General features: G+C 42.6%; 20 protein-coding genes. All 20 read right to left on the bottom strand.

What is annotated here, in order from left to right; genetic code table 11:
• Nucleotides 1-9: 9 nt before the first annotated feature.
• The 20 genes from M8E35_RS14845 to M8E35_RS14750 all read right to left on the bottom strand — a co-directional run bounded on the left by M8E35_RS14845 (nt 10) and on the right by M8E35_RS14750 (nt 20,518).
• Entirely contained in the window at nt 10-2,451 is a 2,442-nt protein-coding gene (locus tag M8E35_RS14845) for an ATP-dependent Clp protease ATP-binding subunit (protein ID WP_252469969.1), read from the bottom strand.
• A gap of 98 nt (nt 2,452-2,549) precedes the next feature.
• Complete coding sequence (locus M8E35_RS14840) at nt 2,550-3,590, bottom strand: protein arginine kinase (RefSeq protein ID WP_252469968.1); 1,041 nt, start codon at nt 3,588-3,590, stop codon at nt 2,550-2,552.
• Complete coding sequence (locus M8E35_RS14835) at nt 3,580-4,095, bottom strand: UvrB/UvrC motif-containing protein (RefSeq protein WP_252469967.1); 516 nt, start codon at nt 4,093-4,095, stop codon at nt 3,580-3,582. Before M8E35_RS14835 ends, M8E35_RS14840 begins: the two co-directional genes overlap by 11 nt.
• Nucleotides 4,096-4,108: 13 nt before the next feature.
• A complete protein-coding gene (locus M8E35_RS14830) occupies nt 4,109-4,579 on the bottom strand; it encodes a CtsR family transcriptional regulator (RefSeq protein ID WP_252469966.1) in 471 nt (156 codons plus the stop codon).
• Nucleotides 4,580-4,755: 176 nt separating this feature from the next.
• Nucleotides 4,756-5,055 carry a hypothetical protein gene (locus M8E35_RS14825; RefSeq protein WP_252469965.1) on the bottom strand — a complete coding sequence of 100 codons (300 nt, stop codon included), beginning with the start codon at nt 5,053-5,055 and terminating at the stop codon, nt 4,756-4,758.
• Nucleotides 5,056-5,357: 302 nt separating this feature from the next.
• A complete protein-coding gene (locus M8E35_RS14820; protein ID WP_252469964.1) occupies nt 5,358-6,545 on the bottom strand; it encodes a M24 family metallopeptidase in 1,188 nt (395 codons plus the stop codon).
• A 186-nt stretch (nt 6,546-6,731) separates the two neighbouring features.
• Entirely contained in the window at nt 6,732-7,319 is a 588-nt protein-coding gene (gene rbr, locus M8E35_RS14815) for a rubrerythrin (RefSeq protein WP_252469963.1), read from the bottom strand.
• A gap of 142 nt (nt 7,320-7,461) precedes the next feature.
• Complete coding sequence (locus M8E35_RS14810) at nt 7,462-7,725, bottom strand: MoaD-like domain-containing protein (protein ID WP_073032391.1); 264 nt, start codon at nt 7,723-7,725, stop codon at nt 7,462-7,464.
• A gap of 75 nt (nt 7,726-7,800) precedes the next feature.
• Nucleotides 7,801-8,112, bottom strand: a complete 312-nt coding sequence (locus tag M8E35_RS14805; RefSeq protein ID WP_302048940.1) for a nitrous oxide-stimulated promoter family protein — start codon at nt 8,110-8,112, stop codon at nt 7,801-7,803.
• Nucleotides 8,113-8,461: 349 nt separating this feature from the next.
• Nucleotides 8,462-9,283, bottom strand: coding sequence for a sugar phosphate isomerase/epimerase family protein (locus tag M8E35_RS14800; RefSeq protein ID WP_252469961.1), 822 nt, complete (start codon nt 9,281-9,283; stop codon nt 8,462-8,464).
• A gap of 34 nt (nt 9,284-9,317) precedes the next feature.
• Nucleotides 9,318-10,229 (bottom strand): RluA family pseudouridine synthase, encoded by a 912-nt coding sequence (locus M8E35_RS14795; RefSeq protein ID WP_252469960.1) that lies wholly within the window; start codon nt 10,227-10,229, stop codon nt 9,318-9,320.
• 245 nt (nt 10,230-10,474) lie between these two features.
• Nucleotides 10,475-11,731, bottom strand: a complete 1,257-nt coding sequence (locus M8E35_RS14790) for an NAD(P)-dependent malic enzyme (protein ID WP_252469958.1) — start codon at nt 11,729-11,731, stop codon at nt 10,475-10,477.
• 108 nt (nt 11,732-11,839) lie between these two features.
• Nucleotides 11,840-12,724: an HpcH/HpaI aldolase/citrate lyase family protein gene (locus tag M8E35_RS14785; RefSeq protein WP_073032398.1), complete on the bottom strand. Its 885-nt coding sequence runs from the start codon at nt 12,722-12,724 to the stop codon at nt 11,840-11,842.
• Nucleotides 12,725-12,801: 77 nt separating this feature from the next.
• Nucleotides 12,802-13,698 carry a succinate--CoA ligase subunit alpha gene (locus M8E35_RS14780; protein WP_073032400.1) on the bottom strand — a complete coding sequence of 299 codons (897 nt, stop codon included), beginning with the start codon at nt 13,696-13,698 and terminating at the stop codon, nt 12,802-12,804.
• 67 nt (nt 13,699-13,765) lie between these two features.
• The gene (locus M8E35_RS14775) at nt 13,766-14,053 is read right to left on the bottom strand and encodes a hypothetical protein (protein ID WP_073032401.1); all 288 of its coding nucleotides are present in this window, start codon (nt 14,051-14,053) and stop codon (nt 13,766-13,768) included.
• Between the two features lie 9 nt (nt 14,054-14,062).
• Entirely contained in the window at nt 14,063-15,340 is a 1,278-nt protein-coding gene (locus M8E35_RS14770) for an ATP-grasp domain-containing protein (protein WP_073032402.1), read from the bottom strand.
• A 397-nt stretch (nt 15,341-15,737) separates the two neighbouring features.
• Nucleotides 15,738-16,085 (bottom strand): cupin domain-containing protein, encoded by a 348-nt coding sequence (locus tag M8E35_RS14765; protein WP_252469957.1) that lies wholly within the window; start codon nt 16,083-16,085, stop codon nt 15,738-15,740.
• A gap of 344 nt (nt 16,086-16,429) precedes the next feature.
• Nucleotides 16,430-17,806 (bottom strand): FAD-binding oxidoreductase, encoded by a 1,377-nt coding sequence (locus M8E35_RS14760; protein ID WP_252469956.1) that lies wholly within the window; start codon nt 17,804-17,806, stop codon nt 16,430-16,432.
• 18 nt (nt 17,807-17,824) lie between these two features.
• Nucleotides 17,825-19,129 carry an FAD-binding oxidoreductase gene (locus M8E35_RS14755; protein WP_252469955.1) on the bottom strand — a complete coding sequence of 435 codons (1,305 nt, stop codon included), beginning with the start codon at nt 19,127-19,129 and terminating at the stop codon, nt 17,825-17,827.
• Nucleotides 19,130-19,267: 138 nt separating this feature from the next.
• Nucleotides 19,268-20,518 (bottom strand): (Fe-S)-binding protein, encoded by a 1,251-nt coding sequence (locus M8E35_RS14750; RefSeq protein WP_252469954.1) that lies wholly within the window; start codon nt 20,516-20,518, stop codon nt 19,268-19,270.
• Nucleotides 20,519-20,922 lie beyond the last annotated feature (404 nt).

Below are 20,922 nucleotides of genomic sequence, written 5' to 3'. Positions count from 1 at the left end.
ACACATAGATTAGCTTTTGGTAAACTTCATCTTTCCATCTTCTGCTTCGACACGAATTCGGTCTCCATTTTTAAATTCCCCTTGAAGTATTTTCTCAGAGAGTGCATCTTCAATTAACCTTTGAATAGCTCTCCGAAGAGGACGTGCTCCAAAAATCGGATCGTTTCCCTCCTTAGCAACTAGCTCGACAGCACTTTTTTCTACGTCAAGCGTTAAACCATTTTCACTTAAACGCTTGTTCACCTGACGAATTAGGATTTCCGATATTTTGACTAAGTGTTCTTCTTGGAGGGAATGGAAGACCACTATCTCGTCAATTCGATTTAGAAACTCCGGGCGGAAGGAGCGTTTTAGCTCTTCCATTACATATCCGCGCATATTTCGATAATCTGTCTTTTCATCTTTTTTAGGCGCAAAGCCCATAGCTTCTTTTTTAAGGAAGGAAGATCCTACATTGGATGTCATGATTATTACAGTATTTCGGAAGTCGACTGTCCTTCCTTTAGTATCTGTTAAACGTCCGTCTTCAAGAACTTGGAGTAAAATATTGAAAGCTTCAGGATGGGCCTTTTCAATCTCATCCAACAAAACAACACTATAGGGTTTTCGCCTTACCGCTTCTGTAAGTTGACCCCCTTCATCATGCCCCACGTATCCCGGAGGTGCTCCTACAAGTCGGGAAACCGCATGTTTCTCCATGTACTCTGACATATCGATACGAATCAGCGCCTTTTCATCCCCAAACATTCCTTCTGCTAGAGCTCGCCCCAGTTCGGTTTTCCCGACTCCTGTTGGTCCGAGGAAAATAAAGGAACCTATTGGACGCTTTGGATCTTTCAACCCTGCCCGTGCTCGGCGAACTGCTCGAGCAACCGCAGTGACGGCGTCCTCTTGTCCAATGAGTCGTTGATGCAGGAGATCCTCCAGATGGAGCAGACGTTCACTTTCCTCTTCTGCAAGTTTTTTGACAGGTATTCCTGTCCAACTTGCAACAATTTGAGCAATGTCGTCTTCAGTAACCATAGCATTTTCTTTATAACGTTGGTTTTGCCAAGCTCCACGTTGTTCAGCCAGCTCCGCTCGTAATTTTTGTTCTTGATCACGGAATTGCGCAGCTTTCTCAAATTCCTGACTGGAAACGGCCGCTTCTTTCTCTTTTTTCAATCGTTCCGTTTCTTCCTCCAGTAATTTCAAATCAGGCGGTGCCGTAAAGCTTGCTAACCGAACTCGCGAAGCTGCTTCATCCATCAAGTCTATAGCCTTATCTGGCAAGAAGCGGTCCGCAATATAACGATCAGACAGACGGGCGGCAGCCTCAATAGATTCATCGGTTATTTTCACCCGATGATGAGCCTCATACCGATCCCTCAAACCATGGAGTATCACGATGGCTTCCTCTACAGTCGGCTCACCAACTGTGATAGGTTGGAAACGACGTTCTAAAGCGGAATCTTTCTCGATGTATTTTCGGTATTCTTCTAATGTTGTCGCTCCAATGCATTGCAGTTCACCCCTAGCTAAAGCAGGTTTCAAAATATTTGCTGCATCAATTGCACCTTCTGCTGCTCCCGCTCCTATCAAGGTATGCAGCTCATCTATAAAGAGAATGACGTTTCCGTCCGCTCGGATCTCCTCCATAACTTTCTTTAAGCGCTCTTCGAATTCACCACGGTATTTGCTTCCTGCCACCATTGCCGAAAGGTCTAACGTAATGACTCGTTTGTTTACTAGAATTTCCGGCACTCTATTACTAACAATCCCTTGTGCTAATCCCTCTGCTATCGCTGTTTTACCAACACCTGGTTCTCCTATCAACGCAGGATTATTTTTCGTACGGCGGCTTAAAACCTGAATTACCCGTTCTATTTCCTTTTCTCTTCCAATTACAGGGTCAAGACGTCCTTCGCGCGCTTGCAAAGTAAGGTCACGACCAAACTCATTTAAAGCAGGTGTGTTCACAGGACCGGCATTTTTAGAAGGTTGAATAGAATTTGGGGCAGGTATCGAAGATTCATCCAATTCTCCACCTAATAATTTAACGACTTGTTTCCATACTCTTTCAGGACTTACATTAAGGTTTGCCAAGATGCGAGCTGCAATTCCCTCTCCCTCCATAATAAGACCTAAAAGCAAGTGTTCTGTTCCAATATAATTAACCTCTTGCCGATGAGCTTCCTCATTCGCCAATTCCAAGACCCTTTTTACTCGAGGGGTGAACCCAACTTTCCCTTTACTAGGCTGACCCACTCCAGTAATTTGTTCAATCTGATTCTGTATTTTTGCAAGGTCCAAATTCATTCCTGTCAAGGCTTGCGCAGCAATGCCTTCCCCTTCTTGAATAAGCCCCAGCAAAATGTGCTCAGTCCCTATCACTTGATGGCCCATTCGTTTGGCTGCATCATGGGCTATAGCTAATACTTTCTCGGCACGTTCAGTATAACGACCCTTCATAAATCTTTCATCCTTTCCTGATCGCAGTTATTTATAGTTAGCGTTCGTTGAAGAGCAAAAATTTCTGCTTGCATCTTGTCTCATCTTTTTGCCACGCTTCACGCAATTCGTTCTCGTATCAAGCGAGCCCGTTCCTCATCACGTTGACTGGGGTCAAGTTCTCGATCGAGGATATATTGCAAACATCCCGGACGGGTATCGACGATTAACGTCGCAAAGCAATCCTTAGTCTTGGGCAGTAATCCCATATCCGTTCCTAACCGATCATGGGACAAAAGATGTATCGCATCTTCCGATGAAAGTAACCGTGCATTTTGTAAAGTTCCCCTGGCACGCCAGACTTTGTCTTCTAAGTGTATAGGAGTTTGCTGACGAAGAAGTTCACGTGCCTGAAGCTCATGCTCAACAATCTGTCGGGTTACTGCATCTAAATGAGTTAAAATATCCTCTTCACTCTTCCCAAGTGTAATCTGGTTAGAAACTTGAAAGATGTGTCCGAAGGCTTGAGAGCCCTCGCCATATAACCCCCGTACGGCTAACCCCAAGCGAGTTACCGCCCCTAAGACCTGCTGAACTTGCTTCGTGATAACCAAGCCCGGCAAATGGACCATAACTGAAGCTCTGAGTCCTGTCCCTACATTTGTAGGACAAGCCGTTAGATATCCTTGACTTTCCCTGTAGGCAAAATCAAGTTTTGCTTCTAAAAGATCATCTAACTCTGTTGCTAAACGGTGTGATTCTAAAAGCTGATTGCCCGGTAAAAGTACTTGAACTCTTAGGTGATCTTCTTCATTAACCATCACTGCATAACGGTGATCAGGGGCTAACGCCACACCGCGCGCTCCAGTTGACCCGCCTAAACTCGGACTGATCAAATGCTTTTCTATGAGAACTTGTTGCTCAATACTATTCAGTTCTGTTAGAGGTATATAGCTGAGTTCCTTATTCTCCCCTTCTGTATCGGTTAAAACTTGGGCAACAGTTTTCTCAACCTGAGCGGCACCCTCCTGGCTTAGACCATGGGGAAAAGGGAAATCCTCAAGGTTACGTGCTAATCTAACCCGACTGCTAATAACGACCGGAGAATCGGTTTCACTCATCCAGGCGCTGTGCTGTAAAAGAAGCTCTTTACGAATCACTTTTTTCCCCTCCAGCCGATTGCTCAATTTTACGAATCTGATCCCTTACTACAGCAGCCTCCTCAAACGCTTCTTGCTGAATCAAGGCTTGAAGAGTTTCCTTCAGCTTTCTTTGTTCCATGCGTTTTATGAGCGTTGCTCCTCGTCTTGCAGGGATTTTACCCACATTTTGGCCTCCGCCATGAACACGTCGCAGTAACGGCTCAAGTTGAGTTTCAAAGGTCTCATAACAGGTACTGCATCCCAGCTTCCCGACTTGCGTAATTTGGGAAAAGCTAAGTCCACATTTAGGGCATGCTGTCTCAGTTGGTTGGTCCTTTGCAGTGGAATTAAAGCCAAAAAGTGCTTGCAAAAACTCCGGCACAATGGCGGGGTGGAAGACAAAGCTTACTTCTTGGGTTTTTTTAGCACAAGACTGGCAAAGATACACCTCACGAGTATTCCCGTTTTCTGTAATAAACAATTGCATAATAGCCTCTTGCTGTTTACAATGCTGACAAAGCATTTTCAAAACCTCCTTAGACCAAATCATCCCGACTTAGCGTTGTTAAAATATCTTTCATTAAACACGCGCGGAGCGTATCCCAATCTCTGAATTCTCCCCCTAAATTGTTTCCAGAAAGCAGGCTCTTAATCAGGGCTGCTTCTCTAGTCGTCAACAGTTCCTCATCCAAAAGTCTCTCTACCAAAGCGTTGGATCGAGCATGAGAAAGCTGTTCTCCAATCAATTGCCTTATAACATGTTGATACTGCCCCTCAATTCCCAGACCTAAGCGGATAATCCTCAGGTATCCCCCACCCCCTCGGCGACTTTCAACGAGGTATCCGCGTTCAACCGTAAAACGGGTGTCGAGAACGTAGTTAATCTGGGATGGTACACATGAGAACTCACCCGCAAGTTCGCTTCGTTGCAGCACAATGTATCCTTCTGTTGTCTTTTCCAAGATCTGTTTCAAGTATTCTTCAATGCGATCCGCTAGGTTTCCCATTGTTTTGTCTCCTTGTCAACGTAATATTTCTGCAACACATATCATTGACCTTTCCTGACCTTCTATTTATATGATACCCAAATTTTAATGATTTTGCAAAGATTTTTTCAAAAAAAATAGGAAGGCTTTCATTATTTTGTAACAAGCCTTCCCACAAATTATGCAATTATTAACTGCTAATCAGAAAATAAGACAAAGTAGAACCATGATGATAGTGTTAAAATACCAACACTGCCCAACAGCCATATTACAGGCTGTCCTTCAAGTCGCCTGGAATCGGTTCCCTTTTTCTGCGGAAAAGAGTCCTCTGCTTGCTTTGCAGGTTGGGAAACCGACGGTTTGTCTATAGATTCACCCAGCTTTCGCATTCCCGCTTTGGACGAGGTTACGCGAGGGGATATGTCATTCCATTGTAATGAGCCCTGTAGCATGAGTTCAAGTTCCTTGGAACTTAGCCAAACATATTTCTCTTTCATGGTTGCCTCCACTTGTCTCGGATCATTCCTAATAAGATAATTTGCCCCTTAAAGTTTAACTTTCAATAACTAATCTGCCAAAAAGACTCTAACTCGTAAATTATAGTGAAGCTAATCCTCTGGATGAGTGCACCGAAGGCACATGCCCCATAGAAGGTTTTTCTATATACTTCGCGACCCATGAAAAAAATCCCTGCCGCTTGGACAGGGACATTTGTCCTGAAATGTCTACAAAATGAATCAATATTTACCATCAACTTCATTTTATTAACAGCTTATTGCTAAATGAACACTTTCATTACTTAAAGTACCATCAATTCCCTCGGTGTTACCGATAAATATCGGGCGCCCAATTCAGCCTCGATAACAACCGTATCCTCAATTCCAACAACTCCTACACTCGGAAAAACAAACTTGGGTTCAATGGCTACTACCATTCCAGTTTTTAAAACCTCTTTAGAACCCCTGCTGATAGTTGGAAGCTCATCAAGTTCCAGTCCCACCCCATGTCCTACATAACTAACTCTACTTGCTCCATAGCCCATAAAATTATCTTCATAAGGGGTATTATCACAAACCCACGTTAGAATTTCTTCATAGACCTCGCCAGCAACCCGGCCTGGAATTAAGGCACGCCGCAGTTTCTCTTCAACCAGCCTTGCCATCTCATAGGCCATCGTCAGCTCTTTGGACAAGGGCCCTATGCTTAATATTCTGGTCTGATCAATTTGGTAGCCATTTACAACTGTTACCATATCCACGACAATGGGTTCACCCATTTGAATCTGTTCCATAGAAGCGCCATTGGGATGAGCAATGGAGATACCCTGCCCTGTAACCGGACTATCAAAACTGCTCCGCGTTGCTGCCTGAACTCCTGCAGTGATAGCACCGGCATAAAACTCCGAATCAAATCCGCGCATCCTGATAAATCCACCATGACCAAGTGCCCTGGCTTTGCCTGCTAATAACCCTTCAAGCTCAACTTCGGTCATTCCCGGATGAAGAACTTCCTTGGCAAACTCTAGTACTAAAGGAAAGATACGTGCACTCTCTTCAATTCTAGCTAACTCCCACTCAGATTTTACAGAACGTTGCAGACGAATCTCGGCGGAAATATCCACTAAGGTAACCTCTGGAAAGGATTTTCGATAGCGCTCGTATTGATTAACTCGAAGAACATCGAGTTCTAAGCCGAGTACTCGAGGCAGGGGAAGCCCCGCTTCCTGGATATCCTTTGGAATTTTCGACATGCTTTTAAGCGGTATAACCTCCCAAGAACTTTCACTTTTTGCTCTGGCAAAATCCCGATAGGCAAGCACCATCGGCTTTCCTTCCACTGGAATATAGACATGAACATTTTGAGCTGTGCCACTAAAATAGAGGGTATCTGCCCGTTGGACCAAAAGTGCTCCTTCGATCCCTCTTTTCTGGAGATTTACCTGTAAATTAGAAATCCGTTCTTGCAATTCTTTTATAGGTATTCTCATTATTCTCCTCCGTTTTTATATAATATTCAGAATGTTGCATCTATAATTATGTTCATATTTTATAGAATTGCAAGTATTTATTTAGAATTATTGTTTTAAAGTTATTTGGTTTTAATTATGTATACCTAAGAAGACAATTCTGTCTATTGTAAAGCCGAGTAGGTATCCCTACTCGGCTTTAGATGCTTAATACTTCTCTGGCAGTTCTTCGAAATATCCCTGAGGGTGCGCACAAGCTGGACATGTATCCGGTGCATCTGGGCCTTCGTGAATATAACCACAGTTCGTACATTTCCATACAGTTGCAGTATCTTTACTAAAAATCGTGCCCTTTTCAATCCCATCGGCATAATGGTCAAAACGAGTCATATGGTGCTTTTCTACTTCAGCAATCGTCTGAAAAGCTCTGGCTATATCGGAGAATCCTTCCCTTTCTGCAACAGTTGCGAACTTGGAGTAGATTTCAGCCCATTCTTCTTTTTCTCCAGCTGCAGCAGCCCTTAAATTTGTCAGGGTGTCTTTATAAACTAACGGATAATCAGCATCAACATGTATAATGTCAGTTTCTTCCCCCGTATGTGTAACAAGAAGTTTGTAGAACACTTTAGCGTGTTCCTTTTCGTTAGCGGCCGTTTCCTCAAAAACAGCTTGGATATGTTGATACCCTTCATTCTTAGCCACCCCAGCAAAAAAAGCATAACGATTACGTGCCTGAGACTCACCTGCAAAGGCATTGCTTAAGTTCTTGAAAGTTTCGGTTCCGGAGAACTTCATAATTCACACTCCTTTTTAGGTAGTTTCTCAAATAGGCTGCAATTTATGCCAAATCGGATAACCTCTTCCGACAACCATAGATGATTTAGTGACGATGTGCTTTGGCAAGGAGCTGGTAAGATCAGATGGGGTAAGGGTTCCTTTATCCCCCTGCTGAAAGGAATCGTAAGCGAAAGGCCCTTATAATTTCCGGCCAATCCTCTTCGTCAACCCGAAAGATTACTTGTGTGGCTGGGATTTGAATCGACCCCAGGGTACAGGACCATGTATCACTTAAGTTAACTTCCCAGTTTGGGGCGAAATATGTTCCCTTTCCATCCCACTTTCCTCCGATGGAGAGAAAATACTCTTCCAAATCACAGTGTGGCATTCCTCTCATTTCCAGAGAATATTCTTTGATTCCCATCGTACTTGCTCCTTCTTCTAATGGTTCTCAGTTTTCAATTCTCAATTTAGAAATAATCAATTACTATTTTAATGATTACTTTCTTAATCCGTCCAACAAATGCCTTATTGCTGCGATTGGATGATTATAAATCACCTTAGGTCCTGAATACCGCATAGTCTCTTGAATCTTTTTACGCATTTCTGATTTATAACAATGCACTGTACATTTTGCACACGTTGGTTTGCTTTCTCCAAATTTGCAATGGTTGAGGCGGGTCGTGGCATACTCTAACAATTCTTGGCATTCATAACATAATTCACTGTCTGCAGAGTGGTGATGACCTTTACAATATAGCTTAATCATCATCTGCGCGGTCGCTTTTTCACGCTCTAATCTATTAGATATTTCGACTCAACTCCATTTCAACTCAGCACATTTTTAAGGCATATGCATGTTATTCATTAATCAGGGGATTCTACCTGTGAAACTTTTAAAGGAGGGTAAAATCAGTAATGGCAAAGAAAACGAATAATAAGTCACGCAAACCTGATAACACCGAGAAAATTCCCCTTCCTCATGACTCTGATAAAATCGGGAAAGACGTATCAAAAGACCGGGTGTGAACCCGGTTTTTTCTTGAACTGGCCCCCATGCCGCTAGGCATCATCAAAGAAGGAAATGAGTTATTTTCAGGCAGTCAGAAGTATCTCTTTTTTATATATAGTCAGATTAATATCCAGTATTTTGATAGCTGTCATTTAGCTTCCTCTGTTATTATGTCACGAATCTTTACCGCTCTCTGATAAGCCTTCTCAAGAAAGTTCTGCGGTGAATCTTCACGTTCTTCCTTCGTTGCATAAGCTTCTAAGGTCAAACACCCACGATAACTGGTTGGAAAGTGATTGGCTACTTTAGTCCAGTCAATAATGCCTTGACCGGGGAGCCAATGACGGTCTTTTAGCCCGTCATTATCTGACAGATGAGTCGACATCAGTCTCCCTCCATATTTATCCAATAAATGATAATCCAGTTTATCTGTTAAATTATAATGAGAGCTGTCATAGCAAAAGCCTAAATATTTGGAATCAATTCTTTCTAGGATATAAGGAACATTATCACTCCTTAGAGTGTTCTCTATAGCAATTTTTACTCCGAGCCCCTCGGCAACTTTCACTAGTTCTAACATGCTTTCTAAGCCAGATCTATTGGGAGCCGGATGGTTTCCTTGTTCTGTCAAGTGCATAACCATGATTGGGATTTGGTGGTCAGCGCATGCATTAAGCCAGTTAAGATGACTCTTAATGATATTAGTTCTCACGGACTTCTGCTCTGACCATAACGCACCCGATTCATTAAAAGGAACATGAATATTCTCTACAAATATTCCCATATCCCTAACTAACTGGGGCATACTCTCCTTCTTCATCGGCCATGGTGTATCTTCATCTTCCCACCAGATAGAAGTCGATGCAAATCCAGCTTCTTTGATCAAACGAATCCTTTCTTGAAAAGGGAGTACATAACCGAACCATGAAAAGATACCTAGAAGATAATGATCTATCTCTTGATTCTTCAATATAACTCCTCCACCACTGACTTTGTATATGCTATCATTTAAATAAATTTAAAAACTCCTTCGGAATATCCGTTTCATAACGAACTACTTCGCCAGTAATTGGATGTTTGAAGGCCAATACTCGAGCATGAAGTCCGATCCGACCAATAGGGTGCTTAGTCGCACCATACTTCTTATCTCCGATCACACTGTGTCCAATATCTTTCATATGGACACGAATTTGGTTCTTCCGGCCTGTTTCTAATTTTACTTCCAACAAAGAATAATGCTTATTTTTCTTAAGAACTCTATAGTGGGTTATCGCTTTCTGACCATCATTAGGGGTCCGGCTAGAGTACATAATAAACGCCTTACTCTCTGTCAGCCAAGAAGTAATCGTTCCTTCCTCTTTTGTTACCATCCCCTCTACGACAACGACATAGGTACGCTCTAAGACAGCTTCCTTCCATGCTTTTTGCAGTAGTTGCTGCACTTTTTCACTTTTTGCAAACATCATCACGCCTGAGGTTTCTCTGTCAAGCCGATGCAATACAAATACCTTGTTTTTAGAGTCCCTTTTTTTCACATGATCACTTAGAATACTGTAGGCAGTTTGCTCCTTTTCTGTAGCAGTCGCAATCGAGAGCAACCCCGCTTGTTTTTCGATAATCATTATATAAGGATCTTCAAATACAATAGTTAGACCTTGAGGTTGCTCTTCTATTAAGACCTTTTCCCAATTTACAACGACCTGTTGCCCTTCTGCAAGAGGATGATTAAATTGTGTGATAATCTCAGCGTCAACGGAAATCTGACGATGGGCTAATAGAGATTTAATATCCTTCCGACTTTTAGCAGGAAGTTTAACCATTAAAAACTTCATTAGTTCAGCTGGCTCAGTTACCTCCAGATAAGTATGATTATCCTTTTCCATATTACGTTTTATTTTACCACTTGGTATTTGCATACTTGTTACCCCTTTACCTTTATAATTCTTATATTCTAACCAACGATGCCAGTCTCAAACTATATAATAATAACCCCAATATTACCAGTTAACATTGGGGGGGTCAAACCTCTTTTGCTTACAAACGATCTTAACAATTATGAGTTACACCGCCTAATTTAATATACCCAACCGTTCAGAGGAACCTATAAAAATTCAAAAGAAAAAAGGGGCCATTTCAAAGGCCCCTTTTAGTAAGTGCAATACTATTTATATTGGTTAGCTAATCTCTTCTTGAGGTTTTCTGCTACCACGGCAGGATCAATAGGATTTCTAGCAATTCCACTTTCGATAGCAGCTTTAGCTGTAGCAGCAGCAACAGCAGGGGCTACTTCCGGATTCAAAGTGCTTGGCATAATAAAGCTAGCATTGAGTTCTTCTGCAGAGACACAATCAGCGATTGCTTTTGCAGCGGCAATCTTCATAGCGTCATTAATGTCAGTAGCTCTAACATCGATAGCGCCTCGGAACATGCCAGGGAAAGCTAGAACGTTATTAATTTGATTAATAACATCTGAGCGGCCAGTAGAAATGACTGCAGCACCAGCTTCTATTGCTCTTTCAATCGGCCATATTTCTGGAATTGGGTTTGCTTGACAGAAAACAATAGGATCCTTCGCCATAGATTTGATCATTTCTTCGTTAAGAACATTTTCTGCCGAAACACCAATAAATACATCTGCACCAACAAGTGCTCCAGCGAGATCACCGCTAAACTTATCAGGGTTAGTTGCTGCAGCGATCTGTTCTTTCCAAGGATTCATTCCAACGGTGCGTCCTTGATAAATGGCACCTTTGGTATCACACATAATTACGTTTTTCAGACCAACACTCATAAGAAGTTTAATGATTGCAATTCCAGCGGCTCCTGCGCCATTCGCAACAACCTTAACGTCTTCGATTTTCTTTCCGACGACTTTAAGTGCATTGTAGAGTCCGGCCAAAGTTACGACTGCAGTTCCATGTTGGTCATCATGGAAAATAGGTCCCTTAAAGATTCCACGAGACTTAAGACCTTCTTCAATTTGGAAGCATTCAGGAGCTTTAATATCTTCTAAATTAACTCCGCCAAAGGTAGGAGCAGTTAATTCAACAATCTCAATTATTTTGTTAACATCTTTTGTATTAACACAGATCGGGAAGGCATCGACATCTCCAAAGGTTTTAAAGAGAAGTGCTTTCCCTTCCATAACAGGCATGGAGGCGGCAGCACCAAGATCCCCTAATCCAAGAATAGCAGTACCATTGGAGACTATGCTTACAAAATTGGCGTGGTTTGTATAAATATCAAGATTTGTAATATCTTTTGCAATATCTTTAACAGGCTCAGCAACCCCAGGGGAATAAGCAAGTGTCAAATCATCTCTGTCTTGAGCCGGGCATGTTACTCTTACTTCGAGTTTACCTGGTTTCACAGCATGAAAAGCCAGGGCTTCTTCACGAAGATTTTTAATACGTGACATATGCATCTTCCTTTCATAATCTTTTTAGTTTAACGCAAAAGCAGATACTCCTAAATAAATTGTTTGGTCACCTCGTAGAAGAGGCAACCAAACAACAATTAAACTATCTTACTTAGCGTTTTTTGCGTCGATTTCAGCTTGAGCAGCAATAATATCTAGGGCATTAAGGTACACAGGGGTATCTACCATTTTTCCGTTGAAAGAAACGGATGCTTTGCCTTTAGCAATACCTTCTTCTTCGAAGACTTTCACGACACCAGCAGCCCACTCAACATCAGCAGGATCAGGAGAGTACATACGATTAGAAGGTTCGATTTGTCCTGGGTGAATGATCATACGGCCTTCATAGCCCATTTGTCGTCCTTCAGCAACGTTTCTTTCAAAGGCTTCAATATTCTTAAAGTCAACGAAAGGAGCATCGATTGCCACAATTCTCGCCGCACGGCAAGCAACAGCCACATGAGCGCGGCCATATTGTTGTTCAACACCTTCATTGGTTAGTTTAACACGCATATCGCGGCAATAGTCAACTGCTCCGAAAATTGCATTCACATTCCGTTTGCTGGCTAAGCAGCACTCTGCAGCATTGATAATTCCTTTAGCGGTTTCAAGCAACATAGAGATCTTAACTGTCCCTACTTCTAAGCCGCGACGACGCTCGAGTTCCTCGAGTTTCCAATCAAGGCGCTGTACATCTGCGGCGCACCCTGTTTTAGCCAGAGTTACTCCACTGAGACCTTCATAAACAATAGCTTCCAGATCATCGTTGGTTAATTCTGTTTCCCAGTTATTAATACGGACATATACTTCTGCTCCACCAGTACCTGCATATTTGAGGTTTTCACGAACGATTTGACGAGCAGCTTCTTTTTCAGCCGGCGGAACGGAATCCTCTAGGTCAAGTGTAACGATGTCAGCTGGAAATTCAGGAGCCTTTGCAACCATTTTAGGATTGTTTCCAGGAATATACATAACAGATCTCATAATTGTCATTAGTATTACCCCCTATAATTTTATTTTTTTATTTCCAGGGTTAAAACCCATGGGATACCTACACTATGCTTTAGACCTTAATCCTTAATCTTCTGTTTTAAGATAATTGGGATATCCGTTGGAGTTTCAGCAACAAATCCCCCAGCCTTCGTAATAGCTTCCATTTTACTTTTAGCTGATCCACGTCCACGCTCTACAATATTAGATGCATGGGAGAATCGCATACCTGCCGGTGCCCATGCACCTGCTACGTAAACTACGAAAGGCTTTGTGAATTCACCAGCTGCGATAACCTCAGCACACTCTTCTTCTTGAGTACCACCGATTTCTGCATAGACTGCAACGCCCTTTGTCTCTGGATCAGCCTCAAATAACGGCAGTAAATCCGCCATAGACGTTCCCAGGACTGGTTCCGTCCCGGTATGAATTACGGTACTTACTCCAAATCCGCCTTCTCTCAGCAACCAAGGAATTGTTCCTGACTGGCCGCCACTGCGAGAGAAAACTCCAATATTCCCTTTTTGGAAGAATTTGTTGGCCCATTCTTTGTTACCGCCAAGCCAACCTACGACAGCCTCACCTGGTGTTATAATTCCGATAGACCCTGGTCCTAGGAGCCTTGATCCTTTAGACTTGGCATACGCTATCATTTGCATGATATCGTGGATCGGAGTTCCCTCAACACATGGAATAATGTTCTTAACGCCAGCATCGACTGCTTCATAAACAGCTGTTTTTAAGATTTTGCCTGGTACAAAGATAACACTGAAGTCAATTTCACCTTGCTCGCGGACAATCTCTTTTACGGTGTTAAAAACCGGTATGCCGTGGACCTGTTCTCCAGCTTTTCCCGGACTAGTTCCACCAATTACTTTGGTACCATATTCTTTCATGTACTTTGTCCGTACAGATCCCTCTCGACCCGTAATCCCTTGGACAATTACCTTAGTACTCTTATTGATCAAAATGCCCATCTTTATCCCTCATTTAACATTTTGCTTCGTTTTAATATACAATAACAACCTACCTAGTCTATTGCACCTATTGACGTTTCTTAAGGTACTCATCCAAACCTTTAACAGGAACCTCAATGGTTATGGCATTGTTACCTTTGGTCTTACAAGCGAGTTCACATGCTAAACACTCAGTTCCAAGACGCAGAACTTCTTCTGCATCGCGATGTGCAACCGAAGCTCTACCTTGGTCATCAATCCCAAGCAAACCTCTCGCGTACTTTTTGCACGCCTCGGCACATGCCTTAGTCTCGCATGTATCACACTTGCTGGTATCGATTCTAACTGTCAGGCTTTTTTCTGCGAATTCCAGCACAGGTTTCCCCTACTTTCCTTGAGATTCTTTTTCAGCTCTATATTCTTTGCTAAGAGCTAAGAGTCTTTGTCCAATGAATTTGGTATCTGTTACGTATTCTTTGCCATAGATTTCGATTCTCTTTCCCGGGCCATCAGGAGTCATTAGGTCGGCAAGACCCTCTCTAAGGATTTCCAGAGATTCATCTTCCCTGTTGCCACAGAGTAACAACACACAAGGCAATCCGGGTTTCTGCGTAGGGAGAACCTCCCTGAGTACCTTGACGATAGCGTGGGAATGATGCCACTGCTCTTGGTTTGCCATCATGAACCCGCCAAGCAGATAACCGTCGATATTTGGCTGAGAAAGGACACATTTTGCTACTCGATAAATTTTTGAGCCGACTGGGTTACCACTGGTGTCAGCATAATTTGCCGGCTTCAGGCCTACTTGGTTCAAAGCATCTAAGCCCATCATTGCTGAACCGCCACCAATTGGATGGTAGCCGATATAACCAGGACTCACTTCGTCATAGCCCATATTCATAAGGAAGCCTGTACCACGAGCATCAGTTTCTTCAATACTCCAGCCAATCAGGTCTAACTCAGTAGGCGCACCAGGCAAATCCCGCGCGATTGAAATCCCAAATTCCGGATGACGTCCCACGGAACTGTTGTCAATTTCCATTTTGCAATCTGCACAGACTAAGTTACCGCTACCCGTCATAATAAAGGGATTAATCTCCAGTGTTTGGCAATCTAATTTTTTATAAGCTTGGGAAAGCTTAGATAAAAAACTAGCAAACTTACTTATATCCTGAGCAGGAATTCCAGCTCGAGCACACACATCTACTGCGTCATATACCTGCAACCCGTTGATTGGATCAATGTTGACTTTAAAAAGGAGTTCTTCAGGAACGCTTTCAATGTCCATTCCACCCTCCGTACTAAACATGAGCATAGGGGAACGAGCTTCTCTTGCGCCATTAACAACGAACGAACAATAGTACTCTTTTTTAATATCCAATTTTTCCTCAACAAGAACCTGGTAGATAGGTACTCCCATGACGTTTTTAGCAAAAATTTCGGCAGCTGCTGCTGCTGCCTCATCAGGAGTATTAACTAATTTTACAATTCCTGCTTTACCGCGTCCCCCGGCCTGTACCTGTCCTTTTACTGCAACAGCTTTGCCTATCTCTTCGGCAATCTTTTTGGCTTCTTCCGGAGTCGAGGCTACACGTCCTTGTGGTACCGGTAGTCCTGATTTTCTAAGCCATTCTTTTCCCTGGAATTCTAGAAATTTTGCCATACGTTATCACTTCCATAATGAAATTTTCTGCAACTATTAAGGTCGCTTTAAGAGATTAGTTTTTCTAACTAGACACATACCTCTTGACAATTTTTAATACCCATTCAATGAAAAGAAAATGTCCCTCCTTCCCACTTAGTATTCACACAAGATTCGAGGGGCGTATAAGACATTGCTTCCCAAGCACATCGTAGTAAGTAATATTTATTTGACAAGTGGAAAACGATTTAAGGCATTGTTTCACTCTTTAAAACCTAGTTTCATTTTCCCTTAGCACCATTATCTATCTTATTTGCTCATTAGTCAACAGAATTATTTGCTTATTTTTCAAAAAAAATGTCATTAAATAATAACTTTTTTGTTCATAGCTTAAATCCAAATTCTTTTGCCTCGTATATTATAACTTCACTGTCTCTACCGGCACTGGCCCAGCAATCCCGATAAATACAAAACGGTCTTTACCGGTATTTCTCATTCCATGAGTCTGTACGGCTTTTGCAAGAATCGCCATGCCTTTTTTAATTTTTACATCTTGCCCTTCTCCCGCAAAATAGAGACCCGATTCACCTTCCAGACAAATCCACACATCATCAGCATTAGGATGTTGATGAAGAAATACTTCTTGACCAGGTTCTAAACACCACATAGCACCTAAAGTTTTATCGGACTGATAAACCATAACTTTTTGAGGATCGTTTGCATCAAATTTAGCCAAATCTTCAAGCATAAAAACTCGGTTTTCCACATTTTTGCCTCCATTCATTTTTAATCATCCGCCACAACTCAATTTCTGATAACCAGAATATTTAGATATTAGTGGTGTTATATTACTTGGTTTACAAGCCTTAACCCCTTTTATCTTCATACACTTATGCCGTAATAATAGCTTAGCCATTATTGCTCAGATTCTGTTGTCTATGTTAATACCATGATAAAAAGGACTCCTAAAACCCAAAATTTAGTATATCCCCTTTATACTATTAAATTCGCTTCACATGTATACATAAGCACTGTTTTTAGAGCCTCAAAGAAAACTGCTCTAGTGTATAAACACTAGAGCAGTGTCCAAACGCCACTAGGAAGTGAAATTTATAGGTCGATAATCTTCCCTGGGTTAAAGCGATTGCTCGGATCAAAGCTTCTCTTAATCTTTCTAAAAGCTTCCATAGCAGCGGGTGTAAACTCCTTATCAAGATACTTCTTCTTGACGAGCCCGATTCCGTGCTCACCACTTATGGTACCATCGAGATCAAGAGCCATCATACAGAGCGCCTGTTCAGCCGCATGGACGGTTTCAGTTTCCTCTTTATTCCGTTGATCGAAAAGAATGAGCGGATGAAGATTTCCGTCACCGGCATGGGCCACAACTCCGATGGTCACACCAAAATCTTTTGCTACTTTAAGGACTCCCTCAATCGCTTTTGGGAAATTACTCCTCGGAACCGTAATATCATTAACACCATAAGATGGTCTAACGCGAGCAACCGATCCGAAAGCACTGCGCCTTGAAGTCCAAATTTGATCTACTTCAACTGCCGTTTGAGCAACTTTAAATTCTTTGGCAATTTTAGAGGCGATTTCACCAATCGTCTTGACTTGTCCGTCCATATCTTCTGGATATCCGTCAACCTCAATAATTAGAACCGCTCCAGCGTCACGGGGAAGCCCGGCATGGGTAAAATCCTCAGTTGTATTGATCAGTAAATTATCCATCAATTCTAGGGTTGTCGGAATAATACCGGCAGCAACGATATCGGCAACCGTTTGAGAAGCATCTTCAACTTTGTCATAAAGAGCTAGCATTGTTTTCTTAGCTCTGGGTATCGGTAAGATACGGACGAAAACTTTGGTGACCAATCCTAGAATTCCTTCCGAGCCAACAATGATTCGAGTCAAATCATAACCAGGCTCACTTTGGAAATTACGCCCCCCCGTTTGAATGACTTTGCCATTGGGGAGAACGACTTCTAGACCCAACATATAATCGCGGGTAACACCATATTTAAAACATTTCGGTCCACCGGAGCATTCACCTAGATTTCCTCCTATTGTTGAGGCCTTAAAGGAGGACGGATCGGGAGGAAAATAGAAATTTTTCTTTGCGAGTTCAACTTGAAGGTCAAAATTGATCACTCCAGGCTCAACAACTGCTACAAAGTTTTCAGTGTCTATTTCATGAATCTTAGTCATTTTAGTAAAGCTAATCACCACAGATTTTTCAGAAGGAATGGTTCCACCACTCTCATTCGTACCAGCACCCCGGGGAACAAGTTTAATATCGTGCTCGTTCATTAATTTGACTATTTCAACGACTTGTTCCGTTGTTTGCGGAGAAACGACTCCTAACGCTTCACCAGATAATAACGTGCCGTCATAACCATAGGTCAACAGACCAACTTTGTCTGTAACCACGTTTCTCTCCCCAACAATTTCCTTCAGCCGCTTAACAACCGCTTGGCTTAACATATTAAGACCTCCTTCTTCTTAAGCCTCTAGACTTACCCCAGGGTTGAGAATCCCTTTGGGGTCAAATTGTTGACGCAGTTCACTGAGCAAACTTGTGGTTTGCTTCCACATTTCCGCATCATTGTAAACTTCAGCTTTGAGCTTATGACCCAAGAGGCCCTTCACGTTCCCGCCCAGGGACATCGCCAGTTTATTCACTTTAGTGGCTAAAACAAGTTTATCGGTTCCCTCGGGCAGAGCCAAACAAACATATCCGAGAAGTCCTTCGACAATTATGCCAGGATAAGCCCCTAGATCCCCCGTAAGCGCTTCGAGCTGAGCCAGGGCTTGAGGCATTTTCATCGGGCCAACCACAAACTCCACGATCCGCTCCGGTTTTGCATTGAGTTCAGCGCGAACTTTAAGCCAACCATTGATCATTTGATCATACTCAGCGCCCTCCTCAATGATCTTTACATCAGAGCCTCCACCCAAGGTAAGAACTGAAGCAACTTCATTAGCGATGTTTTTACCCGACTCTTTAAATCCTTGCAAATCAATGATCACAAGTTGCCCTTCCGTTTCGGGTTTTGCAATTTTCGCAAGGGATGCATTGATGAGATTCATCCGGGTCGGATGCACATTCCGCTTAATCAGGGTATTGAAGGTTGCATTCGCCTTATGCATGGATGGGAAGGTTCCAATCACTGCTTTTTTAGCTTCCGGTACAGGTAAGAGCTTCACCAGAAGTTTGGTGAAAATCCCAAATGTCCCTTGGCTTCCGACAGCGAAGTGGATGAAATCTAAACCAGAAACGTTTTTTATACATTTATTTCCGATCTCCAGGATTTCCCCTGTCGGGAGAACCATTTCAAATCCCAAAAGGAACGTCCGGGTAGGACCATATTCAAAGGATTTAGAATCAGAATCTCCAATCGCAAAGCAGCCGCCAACCGAACTGGTTTCGACTACATAGGGCTCCGGAGGAAAGTTTAATCCGGCTTCCGCAACTTTAAGAAGAAATTCTTTATGAAGAAGTCCTGGTTCGACGACCGCCACAAGGTTTAGATGATCCATTTCTAAAATCCGGTTCATCCGGGACATAACCATCGCAATCCCGCCCGTAATCCCCTGGGTATCGACGACTACCCCGCCTACCCCTAATTTCACATTCTTCTCATTCGCCAGTTTGACGATACTCGAAACTTCTGAAGTACTCGCAGGTAAGACGACGACTGCAGGCTTACCTTGACCTTTTAGATATTTAGCCATTTCGGAAGGGGAATCGATGACATAGGCATCACCGACAATCCCCTTTAACTTACTGATATTGACGTTACTCATGACTACCCGCCCTTCCACTCATTTACTAGAACTTGCGGTCAGCATGTTCCGCAAAGGGAAATTTTCGATTTTCGGCCAGACCATGATGAATTGTAATGGTCCGCCCATATACAAAGTTAATGTAATTCTTGCATCCAATTAGTCTTCGTAAGCGTTTGCCATTACATCGGCAACATGCATAACCTTTTGTTTTTGTCCGGCTTTGTTTATGCCGCCTTGAAGTCTCAACATGCAAGCTGGGCAACTTGTAGCCACCAAATCTGCATTGGTATCCTTGATGTTTTGAGTCTTCTGATCTGTGATATCTGTTGATACCTCATGATAGAAGGCTTGTATTAAACCGGCTGCCCCGCAACAACGGTTGGCTTCAAACATTTCCTTATATTCAACCCGAGGAACCATTTGCAACAATTGCCGAGGCTGCGTTGTTACCTTAAGACCCCGAACCATGTGGCAAGGATCATGATAGGTGACTGTTAGAGGAGTTGAATTATGAAGTTTGCTCTGATCGACACCAATCTTTGCCATATATTCCGAAAACTCGACCACTTTTTCACAAAATGATTTGACTTTTGGAAGATAGGACGGCTCATCGGCAAAGAGCTTTAGATAATCATGTCTAAGCATCGCAACACAGGAACCGCATGCGGAGAGAACAACTTCGGCATCGCTATACTTATCTAAAAAGGTATCAATCGTTTTGCGGGCGTTTCTTTTCGCTGTTTCAAAGTCACCATAGCAATATTGCGGAAGACCGCAGCAGACTTGATCTTTTGGAATAATAACTTCACAATCATTTTTCGTTAACACTTTAACAACAGAATGAGCGGTTTGGTCTAAGGAGTGATTGAGAAAACAGCCCACATAAAATCCGACTTTATGCTTCGGATGTTGAACCGTAATCTTCTGCGGGACCTGCTCCAAAAATGGTTTTTTGGCAGTAGGGAAGTTTCGAATATCAATACCGCGAAAATAGTCCAATCCATCAATTTTATTGAGGACACTTTTACCCATTCCTCCGAAAAGTCTGAATCCCATACCCAACCTCTTTGGACTTGCTAACGTATTTAAAGCAAAAGACTTGACAAATGGCTTGATTCCTTTTCTTAGTTTTAGATCCCGCCGCGCGGCCATGACGAGTTCATTACCATGTACACCGTTTGGGCAAGTGACTGCACATTCTCCACACAACAGACAACTCATGATAGCATCTTCATACTCTTGATTAGGTTCCAATTTCCCATCGGCGACAGCTTTGATAAGCTGGATTCTTCCGCGTGTAGACATTTCCTCTGACCCAGTCAATTTATAGGTCTTACAAGCTGTATGGCAGCCACCACACTTGTTACACGTATTTAGCATTTCATATACGTCTGCTAATACTCCCACTGATCTTCCCCCTTCATTACAGTGTTTTTGCCCGATGGCTAACCGCCAACAATCTCCTTTTCGCTTCCCTCTATCCTTGGCTGGAGCGACACTTGCCCATCCTTGGCCGGAGATCGCTTCTCAACATCACGGCACCTTGCAGTACATGACGGTGTTCTAGCCTGGAGGTTAGACTCTTGGCTACAGCGATACTAAATCATCTATAACCGTCAGTCATTAAGCGGCGACTAAACCCCTGAATAAGTTCAACAAAACTTCCCCGATGTAAGTTCCTAATGACTTAAACCTTGAATTAGCTCCCCTTTCTTCGCAAAATACTGTCTAACTGTTTTGAATATTGAAACATAGTTTCAAAAACTTATAATTCTATTATTACGCTATCTGAGTAAATCGTCAATAGGAAA

Origin of the sequence: Desulfosporosinus nitroreducens (assembly GCF_023897015.1) — a bacterium.
Lineage (GTDB): Bacteria > Bacillota > Desulfitobacteriia > Desulfitobacteriales > Desulfitobacteriaceae > Desulfosporosinus > Desulfosporosinus nitroreducens.
This window is presented reverse-complemented; position numbering and strand designations above follow the sequence as displayed.